This is a genomic window from Blautia sp. OM06-15AC, from assembly GCF_003481425.1.
GTDB classification, from domain to species: domain Bacteria; phylum Bacillota; class Clostridia; order Lachnospirales; family Lachnospiraceae; genus Fusicatenibacter; species Fusicatenibacter saccharivorans.
The window spans coordinates 184,428-209,140 of sequence record NZ_QULD01000001.1 but is presented as its reverse complement, the minus strand read 5'-3'; the positions used below and the strand labels follow the sequence as shown (position 1 = coordinate 209,140).

The 24,713-nt window shown below is 49.1% G+C and carries 20 protein-coding genes and 7 pseudogenes; 3 read left to right on the top strand and 24 right to left on the bottom strand.

Translation table 11 applies throughout. The features are described 5' to 3' along the window. Positions 1 to 100: 100 nt before the first annotated feature. Positions 101 to 256: pseudogene (locus DXB83_RS01045) on the top strand (winged helix-turn-helix transcriptional regulator); the annotation flags it as partial. A gap of 177 nt (positions 257 to 433) precedes the next feature. Continuing rightward, positions 434 to 634, top strand: a pseudogene (locus DXB83_RS16995) (transposase); the annotation flags it as partial. A 258-nt stretch (positions 635 to 892) separates the two neighbouring features. Here DXB83_RS16995 and DXB83_RS01030 read toward each other — a convergent pair. From DXB83_RS01030 to DXB83_RS00935, 19 genes and pseudogenes are all read right to left on the bottom strand, one after another. After that, a pseudogene (locus DXB83_RS01030) lies at positions 893 to 1,308 on the bottom strand (AAA family ATPase); the annotation flags it as partial. Beyond that, positions 1,305 to 2,801 (bottom strand): MobQ family relaxase, encoded by a 1,497-nt coding sequence (gene mobQ, locus DXB83_RS01025; RefSeq protein ID WP_118697190.1) that lies wholly within the window; start codon positions 2,799 to 2,801, stop codon positions 1,305 to 1,307. The pseudogene DXB83_RS01030 and the gene mobQ (DXB83_RS01025), both read right to left, overlap by 4 nt. Then, entirely contained in the window at positions 2,767 to 3,126 is a 360-nt protein-coding gene (locus tag DXB83_RS01020) for a DUF3847 domain-containing protein (protein WP_117509145.1), read from the bottom strand. The genes mobQ (DXB83_RS01025) and DXB83_RS01020 overlap by 35 nt, the downstream gene beginning before the upstream one ends. 545 nt (positions 3,127 to 3,671) lie before the next feature. Next, positions 3,672 to 4,424 carry a heparan-alpha-glucosaminide N-acetyltransferase gene (locus DXB83_RS01010; RefSeq protein ID WP_117509146.1) on the bottom strand — a complete coding sequence of 251 codons (753 nt, stop codon included), beginning with the start codon at positions 4,422 to 4,424 and terminating at the stop codon, positions 3,672 to 3,674. A gap of 374 nt (positions 4,425 to 4,798) precedes the next feature. Then, positions 4,799 to 5,143 carry a TnpV protein gene (locus DXB83_RS01005; protein WP_117805439.1) on the bottom strand — a complete coding sequence of 115 codons (345 nt, stop codon included), beginning with the start codon at positions 5,141 to 5,143 and terminating at the stop codon, positions 4,799 to 4,801. Further along, positions 5,140 to 7,842, bottom strand: a pseudogene (locus tag DXB83_RS01000) (DUF4368 domain-containing protein); the annotation flags it as partial. The pseudogene DXB83_RS01000 and the gene DXB83_RS01005, both read right to left, overlap by 4 nt. A gap of 155 nt (positions 7,843 to 7,997) precedes the next feature. Next, complete coding sequence (locus DXB83_RS00995; RefSeq protein WP_118697189.1) at positions 7,998 to 9,827, bottom strand: AAA family ATPase; 1,830 nt, start codon at positions 9,825 to 9,827, stop codon at positions 7,998 to 8,000. Between the two features lie 16 nt (positions 9,828 to 9,843). Beyond that, positions 9,844 to 11,355, bottom strand: a complete 1,512-nt coding sequence (gene mobQ / locus DXB83_RS00990; protein WP_118697188.1) for a MobQ family relaxase — start codon at positions 11,353 to 11,355, stop codon at positions 9,844 to 9,846. A 233-nt stretch (positions 11,356 to 11,588) separates the two neighbouring features. Further along, positions 11,589 to 11,882, bottom strand: a complete 294-nt coding sequence (locus tag DXB83_RS00985; protein WP_055228717.1) for a DUF3847 domain-containing protein — start codon at positions 11,880 to 11,882, stop codon at positions 11,589 to 11,591. Between the two features lie 82 nt (positions 11,883 to 11,964). Beyond that, positions 11,965 to 12,795, bottom strand: coding sequence for a hypothetical protein (locus tag DXB83_RS16735; protein WP_070103256.1), 831 nt, complete (start codon positions 12,793 to 12,795; stop codon positions 11,965 to 11,967). A gap of 105 nt (positions 12,796 to 12,900) precedes the next feature. Further along, complete coding sequence (locus tag DXB83_RS00975; protein ID WP_055228716.1) at positions 12,901 to 13,197, bottom strand: hypothetical protein; 297 nt, start codon at positions 13,195 to 13,197, stop codon at positions 12,901 to 12,903. 133 nt (positions 13,198 to 13,330) lie between these two features. Further along, complete coding sequence (locus DXB83_RS00970) at positions 13,331 to 13,522, bottom strand: transposon-encoded TnpW family protein (RefSeq protein ID WP_006060444.1); 192 nt, start codon at positions 13,520 to 13,522, stop codon at positions 13,331 to 13,333. Positions 13,523 to 13,601: 79 nt separating this feature from the next. Next, the gene (locus DXB83_RS00965) at positions 13,602 to 15,452 is read right to left on the bottom strand and encodes a recombinase family protein (protein ID WP_330426792.1); all 1,851 of its coding nucleotides are present in this window, start codon (positions 15,450 to 15,452) and stop codon (positions 13,602 to 13,604) included. Positions 15,453 to 15,508: 56 nt separating this feature from the next. Beyond that, a pseudogene (locus tag DXB83_RS00960) lies at positions 15,509 to 15,814 on the bottom strand (recombinase); the annotation flags it as partial. Then, positions 15,811 to 16,311 carry a PcfB family protein gene (locus DXB83_RS00955; RefSeq protein ID WP_117800733.1) on the bottom strand — a complete coding sequence of 167 codons (501 nt, stop codon included), beginning with the start codon at positions 16,309 to 16,311 and terminating at the stop codon, positions 15,811 to 15,813. The pseudogene DXB83_RS00960 and the gene DXB83_RS00955, both read right to left, overlap by 4 nt. A gap of 98 nt (positions 16,312 to 16,409) precedes the next feature. Then, positions 16,410 to 16,721: a DUF5720 family protein gene (locus DXB83_RS00950; RefSeq protein WP_008728385.1), complete on the bottom strand. Its 312-nt coding sequence runs from the start codon at positions 16,719 to 16,721 to the stop codon at positions 16,410 to 16,412. Between the two features lie 50 nt (positions 16,722 to 16,771). Beyond that, positions 16,772 to 17,458 (bottom strand): DUF6017 domain-containing protein, encoded by a 687-nt coding sequence (locus tag DXB83_RS00945; RefSeq protein WP_118697186.1) that lies wholly within the window; start codon positions 17,456 to 17,458, stop codon positions 16,772 to 16,774. Positions 17,459 to 17,524: 66 nt separating this feature from the next. Then, a pseudogene (locus DXB83_RS00940) lies at positions 17,525 to 17,815 on the bottom strand (DUF5720 family protein). A 12-nt stretch (positions 17,816 to 17,827) separates the two neighbouring features. Beyond that, positions 17,828 to 18,106: pseudogene (locus tag DXB83_RS00935) on the bottom strand (ParB/RepB/Spo0J family partition protein); the annotation flags it as partial. 489 nt (positions 18,107 to 18,595) lie between these two features. Between DXB83_RS00935 and DXB83_RS00930 the strand changes: the two are divergent. After that, positions 18,596 to 18,844, top strand: a complete 249-nt coding sequence (locus DXB83_RS00930; protein ID WP_110442440.1) for a DUF6061 family protein — start codon at positions 18,596 to 18,598, stop codon at positions 18,842 to 18,844. Positions 18,845 to 18,893: 49 nt separating this feature from the next. Here DXB83_RS00930 and DXB83_RS00925 read toward each other — a convergent pair whose 3' ends face one another. The 5 genes from DXB83_RS00925 to DXB83_RS00905 form a co-directional block, all read right to left on the bottom strand. Further along, positions 18,894 to 19,919, bottom strand: a complete 1,026-nt coding sequence (locus DXB83_RS00925) for a sensor histidine kinase (RefSeq protein WP_033121502.1) — start codon at positions 19,917 to 19,919, stop codon at positions 18,894 to 18,896. Then, positions 19,916 to 20,593: a response regulator transcription factor gene (locus tag DXB83_RS00920; RefSeq protein ID WP_033121503.1), complete on the bottom strand. Its 678-nt coding sequence runs from the start codon at positions 20,591 to 20,593 to the stop codon at positions 19,916 to 19,918. The genes DXB83_RS00925 and DXB83_RS00920 overlap by 4 nt, the downstream gene beginning before the upstream one ends. A 19-nt stretch (positions 20,594 to 20,612) precedes the next feature. Further along, complete coding sequence (locus DXB83_RS00915) at positions 20,613 to 22,685, bottom strand: FtsX-like permease family protein (RefSeq protein ID WP_110442441.1); 2,073 nt, start codon at positions 22,683 to 22,685, stop codon at positions 20,613 to 20,615. Further along, the gene (locus DXB83_RS00910) at positions 22,675 to 23,442 is read right to left on the bottom strand and encodes an ABC transporter ATP-binding protein (protein ID WP_110442442.1); all 768 of its coding nucleotides are present in this window, start codon (positions 23,440 to 23,442) and stop codon (positions 22,675 to 22,677) included. Before DXB83_RS00910 ends, DXB83_RS00915 begins: the two co-directional genes overlap by 11 nt. A 77-nt stretch (positions 23,443 to 23,519) precedes the next feature. Further along, positions 23,520 to 24,707 carry a hypothetical protein gene (locus DXB83_RS00905; protein ID WP_117760462.1) on the bottom strand — a complete coding sequence of 396 codons (1,188 nt, stop codon included), beginning with the start codon at positions 24,705 to 24,707 and terminating at the stop codon, positions 23,520 to 23,522. Positions 24,708 to 24,713 lie beyond the last annotated feature (6 nt).

The following is a 24,713-nucleotide window of genomic DNA, read 5'->3' as shown; positions in this document are numbered from 1 at the left end:
TTATGAATTGATTTTTAGGGCAACACAATCCGTCGAATTATTTTGCGCTTACTTTCAAAAAATCTTGAAACGCATATTTTTAAAAATGCAGATGTAGACTGTCAAGGAGCTGGAAGCGGATAAACTGATCGTCCGCACCGAGTATCCGCAGATTCCGCCGAAGGTGGAATATACGCTTTCGGAACGAGGAAAAACGCTGATGACTGTGCTGGATCAGCTCTGTGTCTGGGGCGAGGAGAATCGACTGACAGAGTGACAACTTCCAATGGAGCAGTGAAGCACACTGCCGCCTGTGAGAAATCCTACATCTCTGGGGTGATAAGAAAGAGTACAGAGAAACCATATTTTCAGAAAGCACTGCCGGGTGCTGTATCAGCATGATACTTGGCAGGCTTTATCCATATCAGTGTATGGAGATTGGAGACAACAGCAAATGAAAGAAAACTGTCTATGGTATTGGCAAAAAAAGAGACAGGGCAAATGTCGAAAGGATAGTCCAGAATTAAAGGATGCACTCCTCAGGAGGATGCTTCCACCAAACAATGAATCTATTACCAAGATATCCAGAGAAGAAGGAATCTCTGAACAGACACTTCGTAACTGGCGGGATAAAGCCAGAAAGGAAGGCTATGCTGCTCCTGGTACGGATGCTGTTCCTGATGACTGGAGTACACAGGATAAATTTTTAGTTGTTGTTGAAACAGCAGGTATGAATGAAACGGAACTTGCCGAGTATGCCCGTAAAAAAGGTCTTTATATCGAGCAGATCAAAGCCTGGAAAGATGCCTGCATGAATGCCAATGGTGGCATCGCTAAAGAAGCTTCCCGGCTTAACCGCGAACTTAAGGATTCTGAGAAAGAACGCAGAAAACTTGAAAAAGAATTACAGCGCAAGGGCTACGTCTGCTTCCATCAATCGGGGCTTGACCGTATCGCCCAGACCGTCCTCGGCGGTCTGATAGATGATATTGAAAGGTTCAAGTGTCTCCATACCGGGCAAAGGCTTTCGATTGGTGCAAGCCGCCGCAAGGCGCATGGCAAAGTAGGTCTTGCCCTCGCCGGGATTGCCCTGGATAATTGTCAGCTTTCGGGAAAGGACTTGCCGTAAAACTCTATGACAAAATCAATGGGATAGCCGCCCTTGCTCTGGCTGTGGCGAAACCACTTGTTTCCCCGGACGGTCAGGCTGTCATGTTCTTTCCAGCGGTATTCTCGTCCGCTTTTGATAAGTGTCTCTCCCTGTGTGCGGAGAAAATCTTCCAGACTGACGGCGTTTGCCCGGTCAATCTGTGCTTGGGTGTAATTCATCGGGATAGTTCCTCCCTTTTCTGTCGTGTTTGGGGTCGATTTTGGAGCTTTTGTTCCTCTGTGCGCTCGTTAAATCGGGCGGCAGTATCTACACATGACTTGACCTTCCAAAGGCGGTGTAAATCGTCTCTGACGGTCTTAAACTCGCCATAGGTGGTGTTGTGCTCCTGTTCCAGCTCGTCATACTCGTCGGACAGCTTTTTCATATCCACCTTGCCGTCCGGGAACTCCCCGGTCAGCTTTCGTCTGGCGGCGTAGAACTGTTTCAGTTCCGCTTCATGCTCTGCCTTGTACTTGGCTCTGGGCTTCTCAAACTTGATTTTCTGCAAGCCGTCATAGATAGGCTTCAAGCTCTGGAAAGCGGCGGAGCTGTCATAGAGCTGCTTGATTGCTTTCATTCGGGCGTTCTGTTCGTCCAGCGTTTTCTTCAAGCTCTCTGTGGTAGCACTGTGTTCGCTGACACGGTGTTCCAAATCCTCAAGGGAGTAAATCCCGTTTGCCCGGAGATAATTGAAAGTCTCATTCATCTCCTTTAGATTGCTGACCTTGCCTTTCTGCGAATACGCCCCGGCTCTGCCCTGGGTGTAATAGGCGTTCAGCAGAGAAACAAGGTCGGGTGCCTGCGGCTTGGCAAGCTCTGCTTTTGCTTCGGCAATCCAATCGAACAGGAGAGCGATTTTCTTCTTGATGTCCCGGATCACGGCATTGGTTGCCTTGATCCAGCGGTTGAACTCGCCCTTCTCGGTGCGTATGCCTTTCTTCTCCATTGCCCGGACAGTTGCGCCCTCGTGGACAGTGGGAAGAAACTCCACGCCCTGACGCTCATAGCTTCGGTGGTCGATACGAACGTCAAGCCCCTTTTCCGCAAACTTGGCGTTGCATAGCTCCGCCCATGTCTGCCGCCAGTATTCCAGCGTTTCGGGACTGCCCCAGTCGGTAGTGGGAACGGCGTTGAAAACAAACTCGCCGTTCTGGTCTCGGATACGGTTGCCGTCCTCGTCCAGCTCATACACCCGGCGTTGCTTTAGCCCCCATTTGCCGTCCTGCTCGATGGGGCGGATAGGGCAAATCACATGAAAATGCGGGTTTGGTATGCCGCCGTCCTCCCGGTCTGGCTGGTGTACGGCGAAGTCAACCACCATGCCCCGGCTCACAAAGTTCTCCAATAAAAATTGCCTTGCAAGAGCGATGTTTTCCTCAAGGGAAAATTCATTCTGCAAGGCAATGTCAAAGCTGTATGCAAGCTGGGCGTTCTTTCCACGCTCGGCTTTTTCCACGGCGTTCCATAGGGTCTGGCGGTCTGCGTATTCGGGCGGTGCATGGGACGGCAGGAGAATGTCAGAGCAGATCACGCCGCCCTTTCTGGTGTAGTCGCTGTATTCGCCGTAATACTCGCTATACAATCGCTCCCCGGCTCGGTAGGCAGCAGAAGCGATAGCGGACTGTCCTGCGCTTCGCTTAGTCTGCGTGACGCTCAGATGAAATAGTGCCATCGGCTTTCAACTCCTTTTCTCCGTTTGCTTGGCTGATGTGGGTAATCGTCATGTGACGGACGGCTCGCTGGACTTCGGACAAAGAAAAGATTTGTTCCATCAGCTCTGTCATTTCGGTGCGTGTGAGATCTTTGACCTCCGGGGCAAGGCTCTCAATCGTGCCGCCCAGATTGCAAAGACGATGGGTGCGTTTCTGCCTTTCGCCTTTCTCCAGATATTTCTTTCTGTTCTCAAGACGGTTGAGCTTGTGCTGTTCCTGTGCAAGCTGCGTCTCGGCCCGTTCCTTTTCGGCTCGGAGCTGGTCAAGGGTTTTCGGTTTTGTCATTGTGATTGACCTCCTATTTTTGATTTTGGGGATAAAAAAAGACCGTCAACTTTTCGCATAGTGCGACCAGTCAACGGTCTGATTTTCGGTATTTGTTTTTCCAAACTTGCTGGCGGCGAACGGTTTGTCAAAACCGTTTGCGGACGGCAAGTACACAAGGGATAGCCGCATTAGCAGCGCAAGGGGGTGTAGCCACCTTGACGGAACGAAGTGACGAAACATTCTCGGTCATGCAGCTTTTTTCTGCTGACAGAGAATGAAGCTCCGCAGGACGCACGATACTCCCGATAGGAGAGTATAGAAGTGCGCCCTTTAGTTCCTAAAGGGATTTTATCAGTTCGCCAAACTTGAATCTGTCGTATTAGAGATTCTTCGCTTGCAGCTCCCTTAACGATTTCTTCGCTGGCGAAGTTGGTAGCGACCGATACATCACCGGCTACAAACTGTGATAATCAAAAATAAACACATTTGCCGATATTAAAGAAAGGAAGCCCCCTTTTTGGTGGCTTCCTTTCTTGTTTACTCCACCGATCAACGGCTCAATATTAAAAAATCTCCGAAACCAAGAACGCTACAACATAGCAGATCGGTTGGTGTATCATGTAAATAATAAGCGAATGTTTCCCTAAAAAGTTAATACCTGGAACTTTCCATTTTCCAAATAGCCGGTTAATCAGCCCCTTTTCCTGTAAGAAACTGTACAGGAAATATCCTGTTGCAAATAAGAAAATCCATGGGAGCAACGGAAAATAGTCGGTAGATGAAAAGCCAGCTTGCGGAAATCCAATATAAGCTAATACCGATTTCAACCATGTAACATTCAGCAAATTATCAGATAGTTGGATGGGGTCTTGCTTCGTCCAACTTCTGAGAATGAGGAATAGCACAAAACTAACACTTACCCCAACCCCAGCCGGGATTTTTTTCAGAACCTTATCCAGTAAAATCCATATCAAAATACAGCTGCCAATAAGCGTTAGAACACCGTAGCGCACCCGATCATTGGGAAGAACTATGGCAGTAACGAGCGAAACGACCACACCACCACCAAACGCCCACAATCCCCTTTTCATGTGTTTTTTTCCTAAATGCCAGCTGAACCCAGCCAGCAAAATAAAAGTCCAGCAAATGGATTGCTGCCAAATATAGGCACCGTGGGACTTATACCATGGAATATCTGCATTATACAGATAAACTAAATCCCATAAGAAATGATACGAAATCATTTCAATAATGGTTATACCTCTTATCAAATCAATAAACGGTAAACGCTGCTTTATTTGCGTTGTTTCCAGCAAAATTTCATCACCCCTTTTATTTACTCCAAAATCGGCTCCACCAGCTCCGGGGCGGCTCTGGCTGCTGCCGTTCCGGCTCTGCCGGAACTACGCAATCCTCTGATTTTCTTCATGTTCTGTACCTCTTTCGTAAATTCCGATTCATAATGTAAGAGTAAGGTCTATCCGGCCTTGCTCTTTTCTTTTAAAATGGAGATATGGTCTGACGAAATTTCCGATTGGGACATCACGCCCGCAGACAAATGTGTCAGCCAGCCTCCATTTGTTGCTCACTTTTCGTATTCAAATTGTACCATAAAACTTGTGAACAGTTCTACCGCAACTTTGGACTATATGAGAAAAGTCCGAACAGTTTTCTGCCCGGACTTCCTCGCTCAATCATAAATCAATTCCGCTTTCACAATCTCCTCTGCCTGTGCCTTGCAAGCGTTCATCTGCCGCACCCATTCCATTTGATTATCGGCTTTCAGTTGCTCAGTCACACCGTTTTGCTCTGCCAGTGACCGCACGATCAGCTCCATGCGGTTTCGTGCCGCTTCGTCAATCTCGGCACAATGTTCAAAGAGCTTGTCGGATAGCACCAGTTCATTGAACAGTATCGGGCGGTGCATTTCCAGATACGCCTTGCGAAGTCTGCCGTAGTGTCCGATGGGCTTGGTCTTGCGGATAACGATGTTCGGGATAGGATAATCGCCGTTCTGTGTGTAAGTGATATTCATGCTGATTGTACTCCTTTCATTGGCTCTCTCTGCGGTAAGCTGCTGACAGGGACGAACACGCCCTTTGCAATGTCCTCTGCACGAATGGCGGCTTTCTTGGCTTCGATTTCTGCCTTTTTCCGCTCCTTGATTTTATCCTCGTATCGCTTCTGCGCTCCGCTGGCTTTCCGCTTCAAGTAGTTCTGATGAAGCCTGTCCTTGCGTTCCTCACGCTTGCGGATTTCCTCTAATTCCTCCGGGGTAAGCTCCGCTTCTCCAAACGCCGGGGGAACGAATCGCCCAACAAAATTGAAGTAAATCTCGACCTCCTGTGTGGTCTGTATACTGCCTTTACGGTCACGCTCATGCACAAGGATTTTCTCGATAAACTCGTTGAGCATGGCAATGGTCAGCTTGTCGAAGTTCTCATATTTATCAATCAGAGCGATAAAACGGTCAGCGTCCTTTTCGTGCTTCTCATAGCTCTTGACTGCCTTTTCCAGAACAGAGATTTCAGCGGTAAGCTCGGACTGTTCCTTTTCGTATTGAGCGTCCAGAGTGGCATATCTGCTGTCGGACAGCTTTCCTAAAATGTTGTCCTCATAGATTTTACAGAGCAGGACTTCCAGCTCGGAAACTCTCTGCTTTGCGGTGGCAAGGCGTGTCCGCTGTTTCCTGACCTCTGTGGTCTGCTGGCTGGACTGCGCTTCCTGCACCACACGGACAAACTCGGCTCGGTCATGCTTCGCATACTCGGCAATGGCTTTCAGCATTTCCGAGACAAGGGACAGTACCACATCTTCATTGATACGGTGCTGGGTCTTGCAGAGCGTTCCGCAAGGAACTTTGGTGTACTGTGAGCAGGTGTATTGAGAAATGCGCTTGCCGTTGTTGGTGCGGTGGACATACATCTTGCCGCCGCAATCGGCACAATAAAGCAAGCCTGTGAGGGGAGCTGCTTCGCCCCAGCCGTCCGGGTAGCGTCTGACATTCACACGGATTTTCTGCACAAGGTCAAAGGTCTGCTGGTCAATGATAGGCTCATGGGTATTCTCGAAAATCGTCCATTCGTCCTCCGGGACATAATGGCTTTTTTTGTCCTTGAAGTGCTTTCGGGTCTTGAAATTGATGGTGTGTCCCAGATACTCACGCTTTTCAAGAATGTTGCAGATGGTGGAAGAACCCCAGCCGTACACATCTTTGAAAGTCTTATTCTTGTTCACGCCCTCGCCGTGCTGGGCAAGGTAAGCGGACGGAATGAGGACTTTTTCTTCTTTCAGCTTGCTGGCGATCTGATACGGACCGTAGCCCTCAATCGTCATGGCAAAGATGCGCTTGACCACATCAGCGGCTTCGGGGTCAACCAACCATTGGTCTCTGGCTTCGTTCCAGAGATAGCCGTAAATGACCGTGCCTGTGAGGTGCTTGCCGGACTTGCCTTTTGACTGGAAAGTGGAACGGATTTTACGGCTGGTGTCTCTGGCGTAATACTCGTTCATAATGTTGCGGAAAGGGGTAAAATCATCGTCCCCTCTGGCACTGTCCACACCGTCATTGATGGCGATAAGGCGAACGCCACGCTGACGCAGGATTTCCATAATCTGACCGACTTTCAGATAATCACGACCCATGCGGCTCATGTCCTTGATACACAGATACTCCACATTCCCGGCTTCAACCTCTTTCATCATTGCCAAAAATCCGGGACGGTCAAAGCAGGTGCCGCTAATGCCATCGTCCGTGAAATGGACAATGTTTGTAAAGCCCTGCCGTGCGGCGAACTCCTCCAACATAGCCTTTTGATTGGAAATGGAATTGCTCTCACGCTGTTGGTCATCATCTTTGCCAAAGTCATCACGGCTCAGTCGTTCGTACAGAGCTGTGATTTTCTCGTTTTTTTTCATAACTTGCGCTCCTTTCTTCGGTTTTAGGTTGTGTGTTCTAAGAGACTTCCCAACCGCTTGATTAAGAAGTCTTTTAGAGCATACAACACCGGCTGCCAGCTTATATTTCTTATACTGCCGCACTGCGAAGTGGTTTGGCTTTTCCGATTCCAGTGCATCAAACATCAGGTCTACAGGATTTTTGAACTCCTCGTCATCCTCCCGGACTTCCATGGCGTTGATGAACTCGATGAGGGTGGAGAAGTTTTGCTCCTCCACCGGAGCTTCATAGTGGATATATCCGATCAACGCGCAATACAGCAATGTTTCCGCCTTGACCCAGAAATCATCTCCAGCCTTGCCCTCGCCTTTTGTATTAGCGATCAGCGTTGTCACCAGCTTCAAAATATCCTTTTCCGAGTGGATGTATGCAAAGGGGTTATAGTGCATGGACTTCTTGAAGTTGATGGTATTTAGGACCTTGATTCGGTACGGCTCATAAATGACCTTGCCGTGCTTATCCTTCATGGGCTTTCCGTCCTTCTCCAGCTTGGGTGCGCCCCTTTGGAGCATTTTTCCACACTCCACCAGAATTGTTCCCTTCGGGTCCGTCACAGCATAGGAGCTGTGCATCTGCATCAGGTTGGGTTTCAGCCAGAATCGGGTCTTACCGGAACCGGAGCCGCCAATCACCAGTACATTTTTGTTTCTGGCAGTCTTGGGGTCCTTGGGGCGACTGTTCATGGTCAGGCTCTCCGTTTTCGTCAGAATCACATTGTTCTGAAATACAGGATCAACGTAAGGTGCAATATCCTCACGGGTTCCCCATGAAGCGTTTTGTCAAGTGCTTTTTTGAGTTATTGACGCAAATTATCGTGAAAGTGCAAAGTGCAAAGTGCAAAGGGTCTGCGTTTTGCACTTTCAGCTTGCGGGTTCGGGTGGCTGCTTCTTCTTGATGAAGTTGTACCATTGACCGCCGACACGCCTTGCGCCTAAAATGCGCCCATGTTGCGCTTGGCGTTCTGTACCGTCCTTTCGGATATTCCGGCTTCGGCTGCGGCTTTTACAATGTCCTCGCTGGCAAGCTCTTTCCCGTCTGCAAGCAGGGCAAGTATCAGCCTTTCGGCTTGCTCGGTCTTGGTGGCGGTGTTGCCGCCCGCGCCGGACAGCAGCTCGTCAGCGGTGATGTCGTATTCGCCTATCCACGAAAAGCCCGTTTCCGGGTCAAGGCAAAAGGCAACGGGCTTGCCCTCCGGCGCAAGGGAAGATTTGTCATGGACGATAACGCGCACATTCGGTTCTCGCTTCACGCGCCCGATCAGCAGGACGCTCCTTGCTGCGGCGCGGAAGTCGATAGAACCTAAGCCCCTGTATGCGCTCTGCCCTCCGGCAGCTTTGTTGAGATGTCCGATAAGGATAACGGCGCACCCGGTACGCTCGGCAACATCGGCAAGGCGGCGGAACATGGGGCGCACTTCGTTTGCCCGGTTCATGTCGGTTTTTTCGCCCATGTACGCCTGTATGGGGTCAAGGATAATCAGCCGCGCCCCGTTCTGCGTGATTGCCTTTTCTATGCGCTCATCGGACAGGGTAAGCTCCCGCTTGGCTTCATCAATCACAAGCACCCGGTCAAGGTCGGCTTCGGCTTCTATCAAGCGGGGCTTGACGGTATCGCCCAGCCCGTCCTCGGCGGTCTGGTAAATCACTTGGAATGGCGGCAAGGGCTTCATTCCCGGCAGCGTTCCCCCGGTGGTGCAGGCGGCGGCAAGGCGCAGGGCAAAGGTGGTCTTGCCCTCGCCGGGATTGCCTTGCACAATGGTTACTTTCCCAAAGGGGATATACAGCTCCCATAGCCATTCAACGGTCTGTGTGTCAACCTCGCTCATGCAGATAATCTCAACGGTTTCTTCCTGCGGCGGCTCTTTCAAGCCATAGACAGCTTCCCGCAGATATTTCCCGTCTGTGATTTCTGCCCGGTGCTGCAATACCTCGTTCCAGTCCTTGAAAAGAGGGATAAGCCGATGGACGGTCAAGCCCTCCGGCACAAGCTCTGCAAGGCGGCTACAAGCGTCGTTTCCGGCTTCGTCGCTGTCAAGGCAGAGAAAAACGGTCTTGATGTTCGGACGGTCAGAGAGAAAGCGCAACAGGGCTTTTTCTCCCACGCCGCCCAACGCCAGATAGCTTTGCTTCTGCCAGTCCTTTTTGAACAGGCAGAGGAAAGATAAGAGGTCTATCGGGGCTTCAAAGACAAACAACCTTTCGCCCTCGCCACGGTAGCAGAAGTTAAAGGCTTTGTCGCTGCCTTTCACATCAAGCCGAAAACTCCCGGCTGTGCCGCGCTGATGGGCGTATCGCGGTATGCCGCTTTCATCTCTGCCGACGAATACGGCGTTATGGTGGGCGGCTTCCTCGTAAATATCCCCGGTGGAAAAGAAAAAGCCCGTCACATCTTCATCAATACGGCGGGCTGCTGTGAGGTAGTTCCTCGCTATGCGGTTGTCGGTGCTGCGGGGTGGCAGTCGGAAGTCGGATAGGGGCGCGGGGCTTGGTCTGTCCGGCGGCGGGGCGGCTCCTTTTTCGCCTGTCAGCAGTTCAACGGCTTCGGTGAAGCTCTTGCCGAAAAACTCCATGACAAAATCAATGGGTGCACCGCCCTTACTCTGGCTGTGCCTGTACCATTTGTTTCCCCGGACGGTCAGGCTGTCGTGCCGCTTCCAGCGGTATTCATTTCCGGCACGGGTAAGCTGCTCGCCCTGTGATTGCAGGAAAGAAACAAGGTCGGCTTGTTTGGCGCGGTCTATCTGTTCTTGGGTGTAATACATAAAAGTTCAACTCCTTTCAGCGGTCTATATCATGCCGTTTGGTGCGGCTCTGCGTCTGCTCCGGTTGGTCGGCGCGGAGTGCAATATCCACGCACCTGCGGATTTTTTGAAGCTCGGCAACCTCGGCGCGGGTTTCTTTCAGTTTGGTATAATCGCCGTCCCTTTGTGTTTTGAGGTCAGCATATTCCTGTTCCCATTCCGCAATAGGCAAGGTCTTTGTTCCTTTCGGCAGATTTGCATGGAGATAGCGATTTGCTGCGTTCCATAGGGTCAGCTCGGCGCGGTGGGCTTCCTCGTACTTGTCGCGCTTGTTTGTCCAGCCGTTTTGCAGCTTTTTCAGTTCATCGTGAATGGGCTTGTACTCTGTGTAGTTCTTCCCGTATTCAATTAACTTTTGTAGCTTCTTCATGCGTTCCTCGGCGGTTTTCATTCCTGCCCGGATTGAATAGGCTCTATCACTGACAGAGGAAAGAGAAGCGTCCAGCTCGTCAAGATTAGAGATGCCATGCTCGGAGAGATAGTTGACCGCTGCCGCTATGGTTTTCAGTTCATCGGCTGTGTGCTGTTGTTGCCAACGCTGCGAATACTTCCGGCTCTTTTCTCTCTGAACGCTCAAATACTTCATCAACAGATTTGCAAGGTTGGGAGATTGCGGCGGCTGCTTCGGGGCGGTTTCCCACACTTTGAACAGGTCGGCAATCCATTCTTTGAGCTTGCTAACCTGCGCCCGGATTTCCCGTATAAGGCGGTTTGCTTTTTGGATATTTCGGTTCAGTTCGCCTTTCTCGGTGGCTACACCTTTCTTCTCCATTTGACAGGCGGCTACGCCCATATGGACGGTCGGTATTTCGTCAATGCCGCGCTCGGCGTTACTGCGGTGGTCGATACGCTCCGGGCTTCCGGCACGCTCAAGATAGTCGTTTGAAATATCAGCCCATGCCTTGCGCCAAACAAGCGCATTCTCTTGGCTGTTCCAGCCCGTGAGGTCAACCTTGTGCGTCTTATATCTGCCGCTTGGCAAGCAGATACGCTCACCGTTTTCATCAAGGTCATATTCCTTTTTGGACTTTGCCGCCCACGCGCCGCGCTCGTCAAGGGGGCGCATAGTCAGCATGATATGACAATGGGGATTGCCGCTGTCGGTGTCGTGAATGGCAAAATCCACACACATTCCTCTGGAAACAAATTGAGAGGAACAGTATTTCCGGACAAGCCGGATCTGTTCCTCTCTGGATAATTCTATGGGGAGTGCTGCGTCAATCTCACGCGCAAGCTGGGCGTTCCCGGCTTTCTCGTAAAGCTCCACGCTGTTCCACAAGGTTGAACGGTCAGAGAATGAGGGCGGCGCGAGGGGCGGCAGCATGATTTCTGTATGGACAACGCCGCCTTTGCGAGTGTAGTCATGGGTCATTCCGTCCCATTCGTTTGTCAGCTTTTCGCCGCTTCGGTAGGCGGCGGCAACGGCTGATTTGCCTTTTCCTCGGCTCACAATGCCGATGTTCCAATGGTAAATGGCTATGGGTATCACCTCCCGGATAGGATGATAAAACCCTCAAAAATGGTACAGACGCCAAAGGCGGGTGTACTGTTTTTGTGGGTGTGCAGGGATAGCCGCGAAGCGGCGCAAGGGGTGCAGCCCCTTGTTGCGGCAAAGCCGCCATATCGGAGCGCGGGGAAATCTCCCTGTGCGGAGATAAGCCCTCGGCAGAGCGCACACGCCCGTAAGGGTGTATAAGTGCGCCCTTAGTTCCTAAGGGATTTTCAGCTTGTCGTTTCCTCGGCTCGTTTTTTCAAAAACTCCTGTGCTGGCTCGCTCGTCAGGGCAAGCCGGAAAAAGGTCTGCGCATCCTCGTCCGGCATGGCAATAAGCTCCGGCACAAGGCTTTCCATGAAGCCGCCGCGCTTGCAAAGCCTGTGGTTTCTCGCCTTGCGTTCCTCGACGGATAGCTTCTGCTTGATGATTTTCTCCCGGTTCTCAAGCTGCCGGATTTTCTTCTTTCCGTCCTCAATCTCGGCTTGCAGCTCCTCGCGGGTTTTCTCTCTTGGCTTTGTCATGGTTGGTCGCTCCTTTCTGCTCATAAGCATAGAAAAAGGACAGTCGATTTTCTCGGCTGCCCTTGTGGGTGGCTATTCAATTTTAGTCTGCTGTTTTCAAATATATAAAATAGCTTGCTGTTCCGCCATAGCCATTTTCAGTATTCCATTCAGCTGTTACTTCATAAATATATCCGCCCAGTTTAAGAGTGAGTACGTTTCCAACAATAGTTACATCTTCGCTGTTTGCAGCAGGCTCTCCCCAATGTTCGTCACTCCAGCACTGCACACTTAAAATTGTATCTGGGTCTTCTGTAAATCTTAATGTAGCTGTTGTTTCTGTTGTTTCAAATGGCGGGGACAACAGATCCTTGCACTCTAACGGGTGTGGGCTATCAGCTATTGTGCTTTCAGCAGTTCCGTCAATATTTGTTTTTTGCCACGAATAAGTTCCTAATACTGCACCGATAGCGGTTTCGTCACTCACAACGCTTAATGTGGGCGGTTCTTCCAAAATTATATTGGCAGTCCCAGAGTTTAGTAATTCATTTGCATAGTTGTTGAGTGCTTCACATGGCTCATATTTTGTCTTATAACCGATACCGTCAATGACAATAAATGGGTTATACGCCATAATATCTGTTTGTGTACCGTCTACCATAGTCAAGGTAAAAACAACGCCTTGTCCAGCATACTCTGTGTAAGAATTATCCTCATTATAGACAACAACATCATTCAAATATTCAACTAATTCTTGGATATTTTCAATCTCAATCGTTTTGTCTGGCGGTGTTAATAACACTTTAGCGGAAACAATCTGCGCTGCGTCCAAATCCTTATACGGTTTTTTCCCCTGTTGTGAAAAAAATACGATTACCGCGATACCTACTAAAATGATACAAGCTATTGCAATCATCAATCTCTTTTTTCTCATGGAACAAGCCTCCTGTTCTTCTCTGTTACTTGTATAGATGAAAAAATTGAAAGGAAGTTTCACTATCTATAAATATCATAGCACATGGTTATGAATAAATCCACCTCATTTCAGCCTGTCAGTGGCCTTGTTTTCTCTGGCAGACCGCCGCGCAGCTTCCCGCCGTTCCTCGTTGTATGGGGCGGTCAGACGGAAAGAGAAGCGCCCCTTTGCAATCTCAAACTCCATGCAGCCCGTTTCGGGGTCTGCGTCGGTCTGGCGGCACTGGTCGGGGTGCTGTCTGGTGTAGGCGGCAAGCCGCTTCTTTAAGTCGGTGTTGTGGGTGCGGATATGGATAAGGGGGTCTTTCTCGTCAAACCAAATATCGGTGGTCTTTTCCTGCTTCGTAAGCCCTGTTCTCATGTAAGCTCCTTTCTGCGCCCCTGTTACGCAATAGGGGCATTTTTCGGGTGTTTTTTCCGGCTCTTGACTTGGGGGAAATGAGAATTTTCAAATAGAAACCGTCCAGACAGGGAATGGTTCGTCGGGGCGGCTGTTATCGCAAGATTTCCGTTTTTTCCGGCTCTTGACCGTCAGACGCAGATAAACGCGAACTGTCGGCAAGTACCAGTTTGAGCAGCTTGTCGCGGAACGTTTCTGTGCTGCTGTGATTGAAAAACAACTCCGCAACAATGGTCTGCCCGTTCCTCTGGGTTGTGATGATACTGTCGGGGGTCTGTTCTGCCATAGGCGGCTCCTTTCTTTGGGCGCAAAAGAGGGATTTCCCGTAGTTCGGAAAATCCCTCTTGGTTGACGGTTATTCTGTTTTACTGTGTGGGCTGTGCGGCGGCAGCCTGTGCCTTTCGCCTTGCCCGGTATTCCCGCGCTTTCATGCGGTCATACTCCCGCTGCTTTTCAAGGTTTCGCGCCCGGTACTCCCTTGAATACTGCCGGTGGTATGCGCGGCTCTTTTCCTTTTTGGCTTCTTCGATTTCCTCCCGCATTTGCCGGATTTCCTGCTCGGTCGGCTCTGCAAGCTGTGTCACTTCATTCTCAAACTTGCCGATATAATTGAAATATATGCTGATGTGCTGGATTGCGTATCTCGCCCTTTTCTGGTCGCGCTCATGCACTTCAATCCGGCTGATAAACTCGTTGAGAATGGCGGGGGTCAGGTCGGTAAAGGCGGCATGGCGTTCCGTCAGCTTCAAAAACTTCTGCGCCCGTCCTCCCGCGTTCTCATAAGCGGATAGCTGCTCTTGGAGCGTGGCAAGCTCCGCTTTCAGCGCATAGTATTCTTCCGAATACTTCTGCGACATTTGCTCATAACGGTCTTGCGGGATAGTGCCGAGGGCGTTGTCCTCATAGAGCTTATTCAGCACCTTGTCAATCTGTTCAAGGCGCGTCGTGATTTGCGGAATACGCTTCTGCTGCTTTTTGGTCTGGTCGGTCTGCTGCATGGCAAGGTTCTTTTTCACTAAGGCTTCAAACTCCGCCCGATTGCTGATAGAATAGTCCTCGATTTTCTTCAGCACTTCTGCGATGGTCTGCATGAGCAAGTCCGCGTCCATGATGTGCGGGGAATTGCATTTCAGATTTCTGGCTTTCCCCTTGTGGTACTCGCTGCAATAGGCAACATGCCGCTTGCCGCCGTTTCGGTAATCTATACGAATGTGCATTTTTGCGCCGCAGTCCTTACAGAAAAGCAAGCCGGACAGAGGGTGGATTTCCCCGTCCCCGTTGGGGCGTTTGACGGGTGCGTTTTCCAAAATCCGCTGTACGGTTTCAAAATCGCTGCGGCTGATAATCGGCTCATGCACATTTTCTGTGATGTGCCACTGGCTCCGGTCTACATAGTGGTTATGCTTATCCCGGAAATGCTTTGTAGTCTTGAAGTTGACCACATCGCCGCAATACTCCTGCCGTGTGAGGATATTGGTCAAGGTGACTTTGTTCCACTTGCAGCGGTTATCCTCGTTGAGCGTCTTATTTTTACAGGTTCCCCACCCGCGGTCTTTCATGTAGAAAGTGGGGGTTGGGATTTGCTCCTGTGTCAGATATATGGCGATTTGATTGCGGTTCTTCCCACCGATAAACAGACGGAAAATCAAACGGACAACCTCGGCGGCTTCTTCGTCGATTATCCAAAAATCCTTGTCGTCCGGGTCTTTGACATAGCCGTAAGGGGCTTCGGTGACAATCGGCTTTCCACTCATGCCTTTGGTCTTAATGCCCGTTTTCACTTTCTTGCTGATGTCCTTTGCGTACCACTCCGACATGATATTGATAAAGGGCGCAAACTCCAATGTGTCGGGCTTCTCGCTGTCAATGCCGTTGTTGACCGCGATAAAGCGCACATTGTTCCGTCTGAATATCTCCATAGCGTTTCCGACTTGGAGATAGTCACGCCCCCAGCGGGTAAGGTCTTTCATAATGCAGACACCGATTTTCCCGTTTTCCACATCGTCCATCATGCGGGAGTATGCGGAACGGTCAAAAAACCTGCCGCTTTCGTCATCGTCGATGTAGTGCCGGATATTCGTCAGCTTTAACTGTCTGGCGTAGCTTTCCAGAAATTTCTTCTGATTCTGTATGCTGTTGCTCTCGCCGCCGTCCCTGTCCTCGTCGCCCACGGAAAGGCGGGAGTAAAGGGCTGTAATTTTGCTATAATCAGTCATGTGCATAACCTCCTGTGCGTCCATGTATGTGTCATTTACACTTAAAATTATGCACTCCAGCGGGCCGAACCATATTCCAAACCATGTCGATATTTCTTGGCGTTCTTGCTTTTAAGATACACCGCCAGCCTCAGACTGCCTCCACAACACAGCCCTACCAACAAGTCCAATGGATGCAGGCTTGGCCAGAAACTTTCCAGCGCCCCAGGCAGAACCGCAATCAGCGAAAGAAACTTTTCTGAAGCATCCGCCCCTTTTGCCATTCGCCATGCCTCTCCAAAATTGGTAGCAAACAGTCGTCCCATCAGGATATACGGCATATTCAGCAAAATGAGCTTTTTGATGTCCAATGTCTTTTTCATCGTTCCAGCTCCTTTCGCTTGGTGCGATCCACCACAGCATTTTTAACCATCTCTTTGAACTGGTTAAGTTTTGCCAGTACGGACGAGCGCTCTGTTTTCGTTGCCTTTTTGACCTTTTTGTTGGTGTACTCTGTAAAAGCTGCTGTCAAAGCATCTGCATCACGGCCTTTGAAAAAAATTAGGTACTTTGGCGGAGAACTGCTGCGGTCCTTTTTCACCGCATAATCCACACCATATTTCCGGGCGATTTTCTCAAACTCCTTGATAGAGGGGTCTGTGATCTCAATGTTGGATATTCCCTGATTCTGCCCGACAAGCTGCTTCACAGTCTGTTTTCCATGCGGAACAACTGGCGCATCACGGCTTCTCTGTTTTTCCAGCTTCTTTTCCTTGCGATGTGCCATGTACTTGCTTATGGCAGCCTTTAACATTCTGCCGGTAAACTTTGTTCCACTGACAACCAGCGTCAAAGTTCTGTTTTCCACTTCTTCCTGCATTTTCTCGCCTCCTTTCCACGAAGTTTGCAGGGAATCTCTTTTTTTGCTAAGGCGGAACCACCAGCCGCCGCAGAAGATAACGCTTCATACCGCCCTCCTTAGCGTAACTGGTCAGAACGGTCATAGTGCAGATTGCCCTGACGTACCTTTGCGTGGCTCAAAATCTTAATCTGCCCCTTTTCCTGACTATCCAGTGCTTTTTCATAACCGGTATCCGACAGGAACAGGCGGGTTCGTTCACCTTTCCAGCCAACAGGGGAATCGTTCGTCAGCACATCAAAAATAATCATGTGCCGGGTGTCCTCCGCAAAACGCTGGAGATCCATATATCCATGACCGTGATAATTCTGCGCTCCTGCCTTTGCCCGCATTTCTTCCATCAGCTGCCCTATGGTCTTTCCCTCAGACATCATGCTTGCTCCTTTCTCCCGGCAGTTCCGGGCAATAAAAAAGCGACCATTTACCAGCCGCCATACAGATCGTGATTTACTTGTGAGGTGTAATGATTGCTTATCGTGGTCGGTGCATTGAACAGAACGGTCAGAAGATACTGCTTCATGTTACGAATTTCCGTGGTGTTCTTCTGTAAACAGTCCATGACAAACTCAATGTGCGAGTTATCCAGCTTCAAGAATCTGGAACGAACGATTTCATGCGGAAAATCACTTCCTTTCCGTTCCGGCAGACAATCTGCCGCGCAATCCCGGAAGGGAATGGAATCGGTACTTGATCCATAAATATTTTGTTTTTGAGTATTTGATTTCTCTATATTTAATTCTGCGGGCTTTTCCGTATCCGGTTTATCCATATACGGGTTTTCCGTATCTGGTGAATCCGTATCCGGTTTTCTAAGCTGTGGCTGCTCGTATATGACATACTCTGTATCGCTGATGCGTCCCTGCCGGTCACGCAGCTTGTGCCGCACAATGTAACCGGCAGCCTCCAATTCCCGCAACGCAACGCCTATGGCATCCACGCCCTCCTTACAGATCTTTGCAAGACCACGGGTGGTGTAATTCCAGTCCTCTGGCAAAGATAACATCATGGAAAGCAGTCCCTTGGCTTTTAACGACAGGTTTGCATTTCGTAAATGATGATTGCTCATCACGGTATAATCACGGGTCCGTTCAATGCGAAAAACGGCCATCGACCTCACTCCTTCCGAATTTTGGGTACAAAAAAACCACAATCCTAAATCAAAGAATTGTGGCGTTCAACTTTCTCTATATTTTCTTGTGCATTTCTTTCCCGGCTTAAAGTCGAGGATGTGTCCCTCAACAACACGGGCATACCGCTTGATTTTGATTTTCCGGCGCTGATGATCTTGGAGAGCGTTCTAATAGCTGTCCTCTGCAAGAAACAGACGCATTTCATCACCTCTGCTCCCGTAAGCACTGCACGGATGGAGAACACCAAATTCAATCATCCATCGGGTGCTGTCCTTAAAGCGTTCCACAGCAAGAATGTTATGTCCTTTCAGCTCCCTTGCTAAAATATCTTTCATAGGCGGCTCCTTTCATCGCTCCTGGTCTCTCTGACGTTTACGCTGCCATTGTTCCAATAGCTTGATAATGGTCTCCTGCATCCTGGCTGGTGTGTAGCTTTTGGGAAAATACTTCCGCAGAGTGTCAGAAGTAAAAGTAACCCTGTCCAGCAGTTCGGGAATCAGTTCTGTCAGTCGAATAAATCTTTGAACCTGATTTCTACTTGACCCCGCCTGTTGTGCCAAAATTTCGTCAGCCCGCAACTTCGTCCCAACTTGGGACGAAGTTAAATCCACTCGCTCTCCCTGATGCAAGCACGATAGTCACTTTCCTCCTCGCCATGACAAAAAGCACCCAGTTATTTGTTACTGAGTGCCTGCATTAGAATCGTATTTAATTGTTCAGATTTGGTCAGATTATGCCAAACCCTCCAGCGAAAAATCCGGTGTCTGAGAGTGCCAAATCACCCTCAAAAATACCCCCGAAATTGTTCTCTGGTTGTCCTATTTTTTAACCACTAAGACCGTTTTTTGACCCCATTTTTGCCGACTGTCCTATATTTAACCACTAAAAATCGGGTGAAAACGGCTCTCGTTTGGTCAAATGAGGTCAAACTATATCAGCCTGTTTAGGTATAAGAAAACCCCGGAAAACCTTGGCTTAACAGTGATAAGGAACTAATTTACTTATCAACTGTTAGCTGACGGTTTCCGGGGTGCATACGGACAAATCCCGTCTGATTTCTAACAGGAAGTCAGACGGGATTTTCGCTTTATATTACGAATTATGGAGGACATACCATGAAAACCTTAATATCTTGTGCCTACAATATGGATAATTGCTGTGTGGAAGTGAAATTCAGCGACGGCAGTATGATTGCGATTGACACTATCGCCGTTGAGAACGAGATTGCTGACAATATGTATCAGCGGTCAGAGCTGGATTATTTGATCTACAACGCTCCTTTGGAGTATGCAGACCTTATCTTGAACGGCGATCCCGAAACCTATTTGAAAACTGTAACAGAATACAAGCCTTGGGATAGCTGACAACACGCTGCCCGCAGGAGAAAATCCTGCGGGCGTTTTTCTGTTTATATTATTTCCCTCCGTTGGATCTCAATTTAGGAAAGAAGATGACAATCTTGAAGCCCTTTCCCCACTGGGAAGCTGCTTCCAGATGAAGATTTAGATCGTCGGCCATCTTCTTAACCAGGTAAAGTCCCATACCGGTAGCCTTCTTTCTGCTGTCAGTAGAATCCCCGGTAAAGCCCTTTTGAAAAATGTACGGCAGATTATATTTTTTTACGCCAATGCCGTTATCTTCAACAGAAAGGATATCTGCGGTCTCCGAATGTATCACGGAAATTGTAAGCATGGGACTATCGCTGCTATATTTGATGGCATTGCTAACGATTTGTCCCAACATAAACTGAAGTCCTCTACGGTCTGTATAGACTGTTTCAGATTGCAGTTTGTTGAGAATGACAAACTGCTTCTCTTCAAGAAGTGGGGCATAGTCCTCCAGAACTTCACCCAAGCAGTCATTCAAATTGACATCCTCAAATCGGTAATCCTTTGTACTGCTCTTCAACCGGGCATAGTACAGCATCTGCGTGACATCCTCCTGAAGCTGACTGCGGACATAATCCAGCTTTGCTTGCAGGGAAGGAGAGATTTCATCGTTCCGGTTATCCAAGAGCATGGTCAGCAACGATAGGGGCGTTTTCGCTTCATGTGCCCAGCCCTCCACATATTCTTCATAGTCCTGTAGGGCATCTGCCATACTGTTACTCTCAGTTTTGTGTTCCTGTAAAACTGATGCCAGAAGCCGGATAGATTCTCCTTCTTCCCGGCTGATGGCACTGAGCAGCCGTTCCTCGTTGCAGATGGTAGGATCACTGAGGAAATCCCGGAACAGTTCTCGGCGGGTAGTCTCCCGCTTGTTTAGTACAAACAGAATCGCTGAAAACAAAAGGAGGCTTGTCAGAACTACTAACCCAATCAAGGGTTGAAATGCCTGAATGTCAGAAATCCAAAGAATGATAGCACAAAAGCAATCCACGCCCAACAGCAACAATAGCCAGGGGTAGTATCGCTCTGTTATGCGCCAAAGCTGCTTCATGGAGCCACCCCCGTTTCCAGACGATAGCCCATCCCACGAACCGCAACGATTCGCTGCTTCATCTCAAGACCGGACATCGTCTTTTTCAGCCTGGTCAGATTAACCTGCAAGGCATTTTCGTCTATGTATTCCGTGGTTCCCCATAGTGCTATGCAAAGTTGCTCCGTCGTGACCAGAGCATCGCCGCCGGACAAAAGAGCAACCAACAGTTTTCCCTGATTTTTTGGAAGCACGACAGAGGTATTATGAATATAAAGCGTGTAGGTCTGCTGGTCTAACAGGAAATCTGGTCCCTCTATGAGATTGGTACGGCCTTCATACCTTTTGAGAATATTGGATACCCTGGCAAGAAGCCGGTCTTTTCTGCACGGCTTCGTCAAATATTCATCGGCACCCAAGTGGAACGCTTGCAGTTCATCCTTTACCTGATCTCTGGAAGTTAGTACCAGGACGGGGATAGCGGTTTTATTCTTTAGTTCCTGGCAGATTTGAAAGCCACTGATCTCCGGCAAATTCAGGTCTAAGATCACAAGGTCAGGACGGAGGGCTGCCAGGAGCCGAGCGGCATCTTCAAACTCGGTGATTGCCTCCGCAAGATACCCGTCCTTTTGGAGCATATTGCAGAGTTCTTCCCGCATATAGACTTCATCTTCCACAACAGCAATTCTTTTCACGACAGCACCTCCTTCCAAATTATTCTTCTCTCTGCGGCTGCATCAGTGTCAGCAAATACCGATCACTGGAGTGCTTGACCACTCTCATATAAATATATTCTATCACGCAAAGCAGCAAAATCATAGTAGCAGATACAAGCAGCATTTCAGGCACTGTCCCACGGGTTCGGGACGAGAGTATCCCTGTAAACAACGCTCTGACTCCAAACAGACTGCTGACAGCTGCAACCAATACAGGAAGTCCCATAAACCACGCAATCTGCTTTCCGGCAGACTGGCAAAGGCTTTCGTAAGTGGCTCCCAGGCGGATCAGGGTCTGGTATCTACGCCCGGTTTTCTGCTGGCTCATCAGGAACTGAACACCCACAATGGTGTTGGCAACCACCAAGAACACAATCGCCAGATAGAGGGTAATATAGATGGATGCTACGGTGTAGAAAAGCTGGCGGCCCATATTCTGAAGATAGCTTTCATATTCGATACCTATTTTGTCCAGCTTCTCGTTCAGATCGGAATAGGCAGTCATAAGGCTATTTCCATTCAGAGCTTGCTCACTGAGCACCGCATTGACATAGGTATCATACATTCCCTGACTATAATATAGGAATGCTTCATCCGGAAGAATCAATGCAAAGGACAAGGTTATAGAACGGTCCGTGACCAAATTCACAGACTGAACCTCTCCTGTAAGATGAATCGGACTACCATCCAGTTCCACCTTGGGCTGCCCGGCCAATACTTGGTTCAGCATTGCGGTACGGCTTGCCGTAGTAAACTCTGTATCAATATAGACAGTGGCCTCCTTTTCGCCTAATTGGAGAGCCGGATTGCCGGACAATTCCAACAAACGATTATAGTCCGATAAACAAATCAAATATGGGTATGTGGCATAACCAAGATTGTTCAGAAGGACATCCCGGTCTTCCGACTGGGGCAGGCTCCGAAGAGAGTCCATAACAGCGTCCATGCTGTAGGCATTATCATAATCTTCTGTGGTGCGAATACGCCCAACCCTCATTTCAAAAAGCTCTGAAAATTGATTTTCCAAACTGTTTTCTTTCAGGACTGCCTTTATATTCGGAAGAACCTGCGATGAATCTTCTGCAGTATGATCTTCAAAAGTATAGTCGATTACATGGCCAGAAGACAGGCTATTCGTTCCTGCAATTCCTACGCCCGCACCAAAACAACACAGCGCCGCCAGAATCAGCAGGGAGCTGATGGCCATGGAGTTTGACTGATGAATGACATTCTCCTGAATCTGCCGGAAGGTAAATACATGAAGCTGCTTATTTCCTTTTCCTTTCTTAACAATCAAAGCAATCAGCGCACGCATCCCATAGAAAAGCAGCATCGTACCAACTATGCCCAACAGCAAAGTCAGTCCCATCATACTTACCTTTGTCCATGCAATTCCCTGAATCGCCATGTAGTAAGCCACTGCCAACATCACACTTCCGCATATAGCAGCCAGTCCATAGATAACAGATGGCATTTGCTTTTTGGGGCGGTTCGTTGGCTGGGATAGCAAAGTACCGATCTCCTGGCGGCTGATTCGTCCACTCAAAATCAGAAGTGCCGTCAGCTTAATTGCCAGAAATCCTGCCAGCGTCCATTCAATCGCAGACCAGGATAAAGAAAACTGATGACCGATGATCCCCATGCCTACCAGCTTGGCGGTGACAAGACTGACAATTTCTGAAAGCACCACAGCCACAGGTAAGCCTATGAGCATGGCAAGAATACTGGTCAGGCAATCTTCCGCCAGAAGCATACCAAACAGTTTACTTCTACGCATCCCCAACATTAGATAAACACCAAGCTCATGCCGTCTGCGCTCGAACTGATACTTGCAGGCAAAATAGATCAAAAAGAACAGAATACCGAGGGTCATTCCATAAAACGCAGGAATCAGAAGCAGGAGTTTGTCAACTGCGTCACTCTCCATTTTCTGCAAAAAGAGCATCACATCTTGAGTGGAGATGGAAAGAATCATGTAAAAGGCAACAATAGAAATCACCAGGGAGCTGAAAAACAGACCGTTTTCCTTTCGGCTGCGGCGGCTGTTCCGAAGAATGAGATTAGAGAACATTTGCGCTGCCCCCTCCCAGTTGCGCCATCACCTTCAGGATGCGCCCGTAGAACTCCTGCTGGCTTTCGTCTCCACGCCGAAGCTCATGAAAGATCACGCCATCCTGGATGAACAGGATGCGCTTACAGAAGCTGGCGGCATTGGAATCATGGGTTACCATCAGGATCGTAGCTTGTTCGTCACGATTCAGGCCGGACAGCTTCTCCATAAGACTTCTTGCGTTCTTAGAATCCAGCGCACCCGTCGGTTCATCGGCAAGGATCATTTGGGGATGTAAGATCAGAGCCCTTGCTGCCGCAACACGCTGACGCTGGCCGCCGGACATCTTGGACGGAAACTTATCCAGAACATCAGTGATTTCCAGATAGTCAGCCAACTGCTTCAGCCGCTGGCTGCTTTCTGCTTCGGATACCCCATGCAAGGAAGTCGGGAGCAGGATGTTTTCCCTGCCAGTCAGGTTGTCCAGCAATTCAAAGTTCTGGAATAGATAACCAACTTTTTTGCCACGGTACTCTGCAAGAGCCTTTCCCCTGAGGGATTGCAGAGTATCGCCCTCCACCTGAATGCTTCCACCGGTGGGCTGAATCACAGTTGCAATACAGTTGAGAAGCGTGGATTTACCGGAACCACTGCTTCCCATAATGCCGAGAAACTCTCCCGGCATCACCTGGAGGGTGATCCCATTCAGTGCATTTGTTTGACTTGGCACATTGCCATAGATTTTTGTTAAATTTTCAATATTCAAAATGGGTTTCATGTGAATACCTCCTATCATTTGTAATAAAATGATAGCATGGGAACACAGCAAATACCACTTACAGTTGTTGTAAGGATTCAGGATATAAGTGGCGGCTCAAGGGGGACGAGCATATATTTTTTAAGAGCATCAGGCGACAATGATAAAATATACCGGATCGCCTCATTGGCAAACCAGTTCGTTTTAATTGTATCCCAATCAGCAAGCCGAATGATTTCTGCTGTGCCGTTCTCAAAATCAACTGATATTTCGCCCCATTCGCCGTCGCAGTCTGCCTGGTATTCGTAGATTGCGGCGGTGATTTTCTTTTTGCGCTTGGTTTTGGATTTCTGTTTCAGCCGGACTGCATGGATAGCACCCTCGGCAACCAAAAACTCCGTCAGCTTGTCCACTGCTTTCCGGTAGGCTCGCTCTGCACCGCTGGCTGTGCTGCCCTCAAACATAACCGCCAGTTCTTCAAAGGTGGGGCGGTTCTTCCATGAGCCGACACGCCCACAGGTCATACAAATCGCCAGCCGCTTTTCAAGCAAGGTTTGCTCCCGGTAATTCAGTTTCTCAAATGCCCGCTGCACCTTTTCAGCCTGTATGCCGTTCCAGAGGATGTCGGTATAGTTCCATGTATCATCAAGGGCAACATCTTCACCTGTTTCCTCGCCATCCTCGTCCGTTACATAGAATGGCTGCTGATTGCGGATGCCACGGACTACTTTCAGGTATCCTTCCGCAAGGGCAAGGTCGCAGTTGTATTTCTTTGCAAATTCACTGACCGCATCCTTGGTGTTATGGTACAGCCACGCCATTGACCGCACCATTTTGTAATTGGTCAGAGAGGATACCGACCATTTTTCTTCGCCCATGCGGAAACGGAGCATAGCATCCCGAATGAACGGAAAAATGTATGTTGCATACTCCGCACCTTTGGCAGGAGCATAGTCCATCAGCTTTTGGAGCATTTGCTCCCGGCAGGACAGTTTTATATCCAGAAAACGGTCTGTGTCGTATCGATTGCCGCCATCCACACCGAGAAAGGTTTTGATGCGCTTGTTAAGTTGCAGCTCGTAGTGGTGGAGAAAGAATGAGAAATATTTCAAGTCTTTTTCCCGTAGGGCAGACAGGATATATTCGTTCGGATTGTCTACTGTAGGCGGTTCCGGTTCCAGCTGGAAGATGCGCTCTGCAACATAGGGTGGGATGCCATCATCGGATGGATTGACAGCGTGTTTCGGTATGTATCCGGTCATATTCCATGAAAAATCATTCAGCATAGCGCA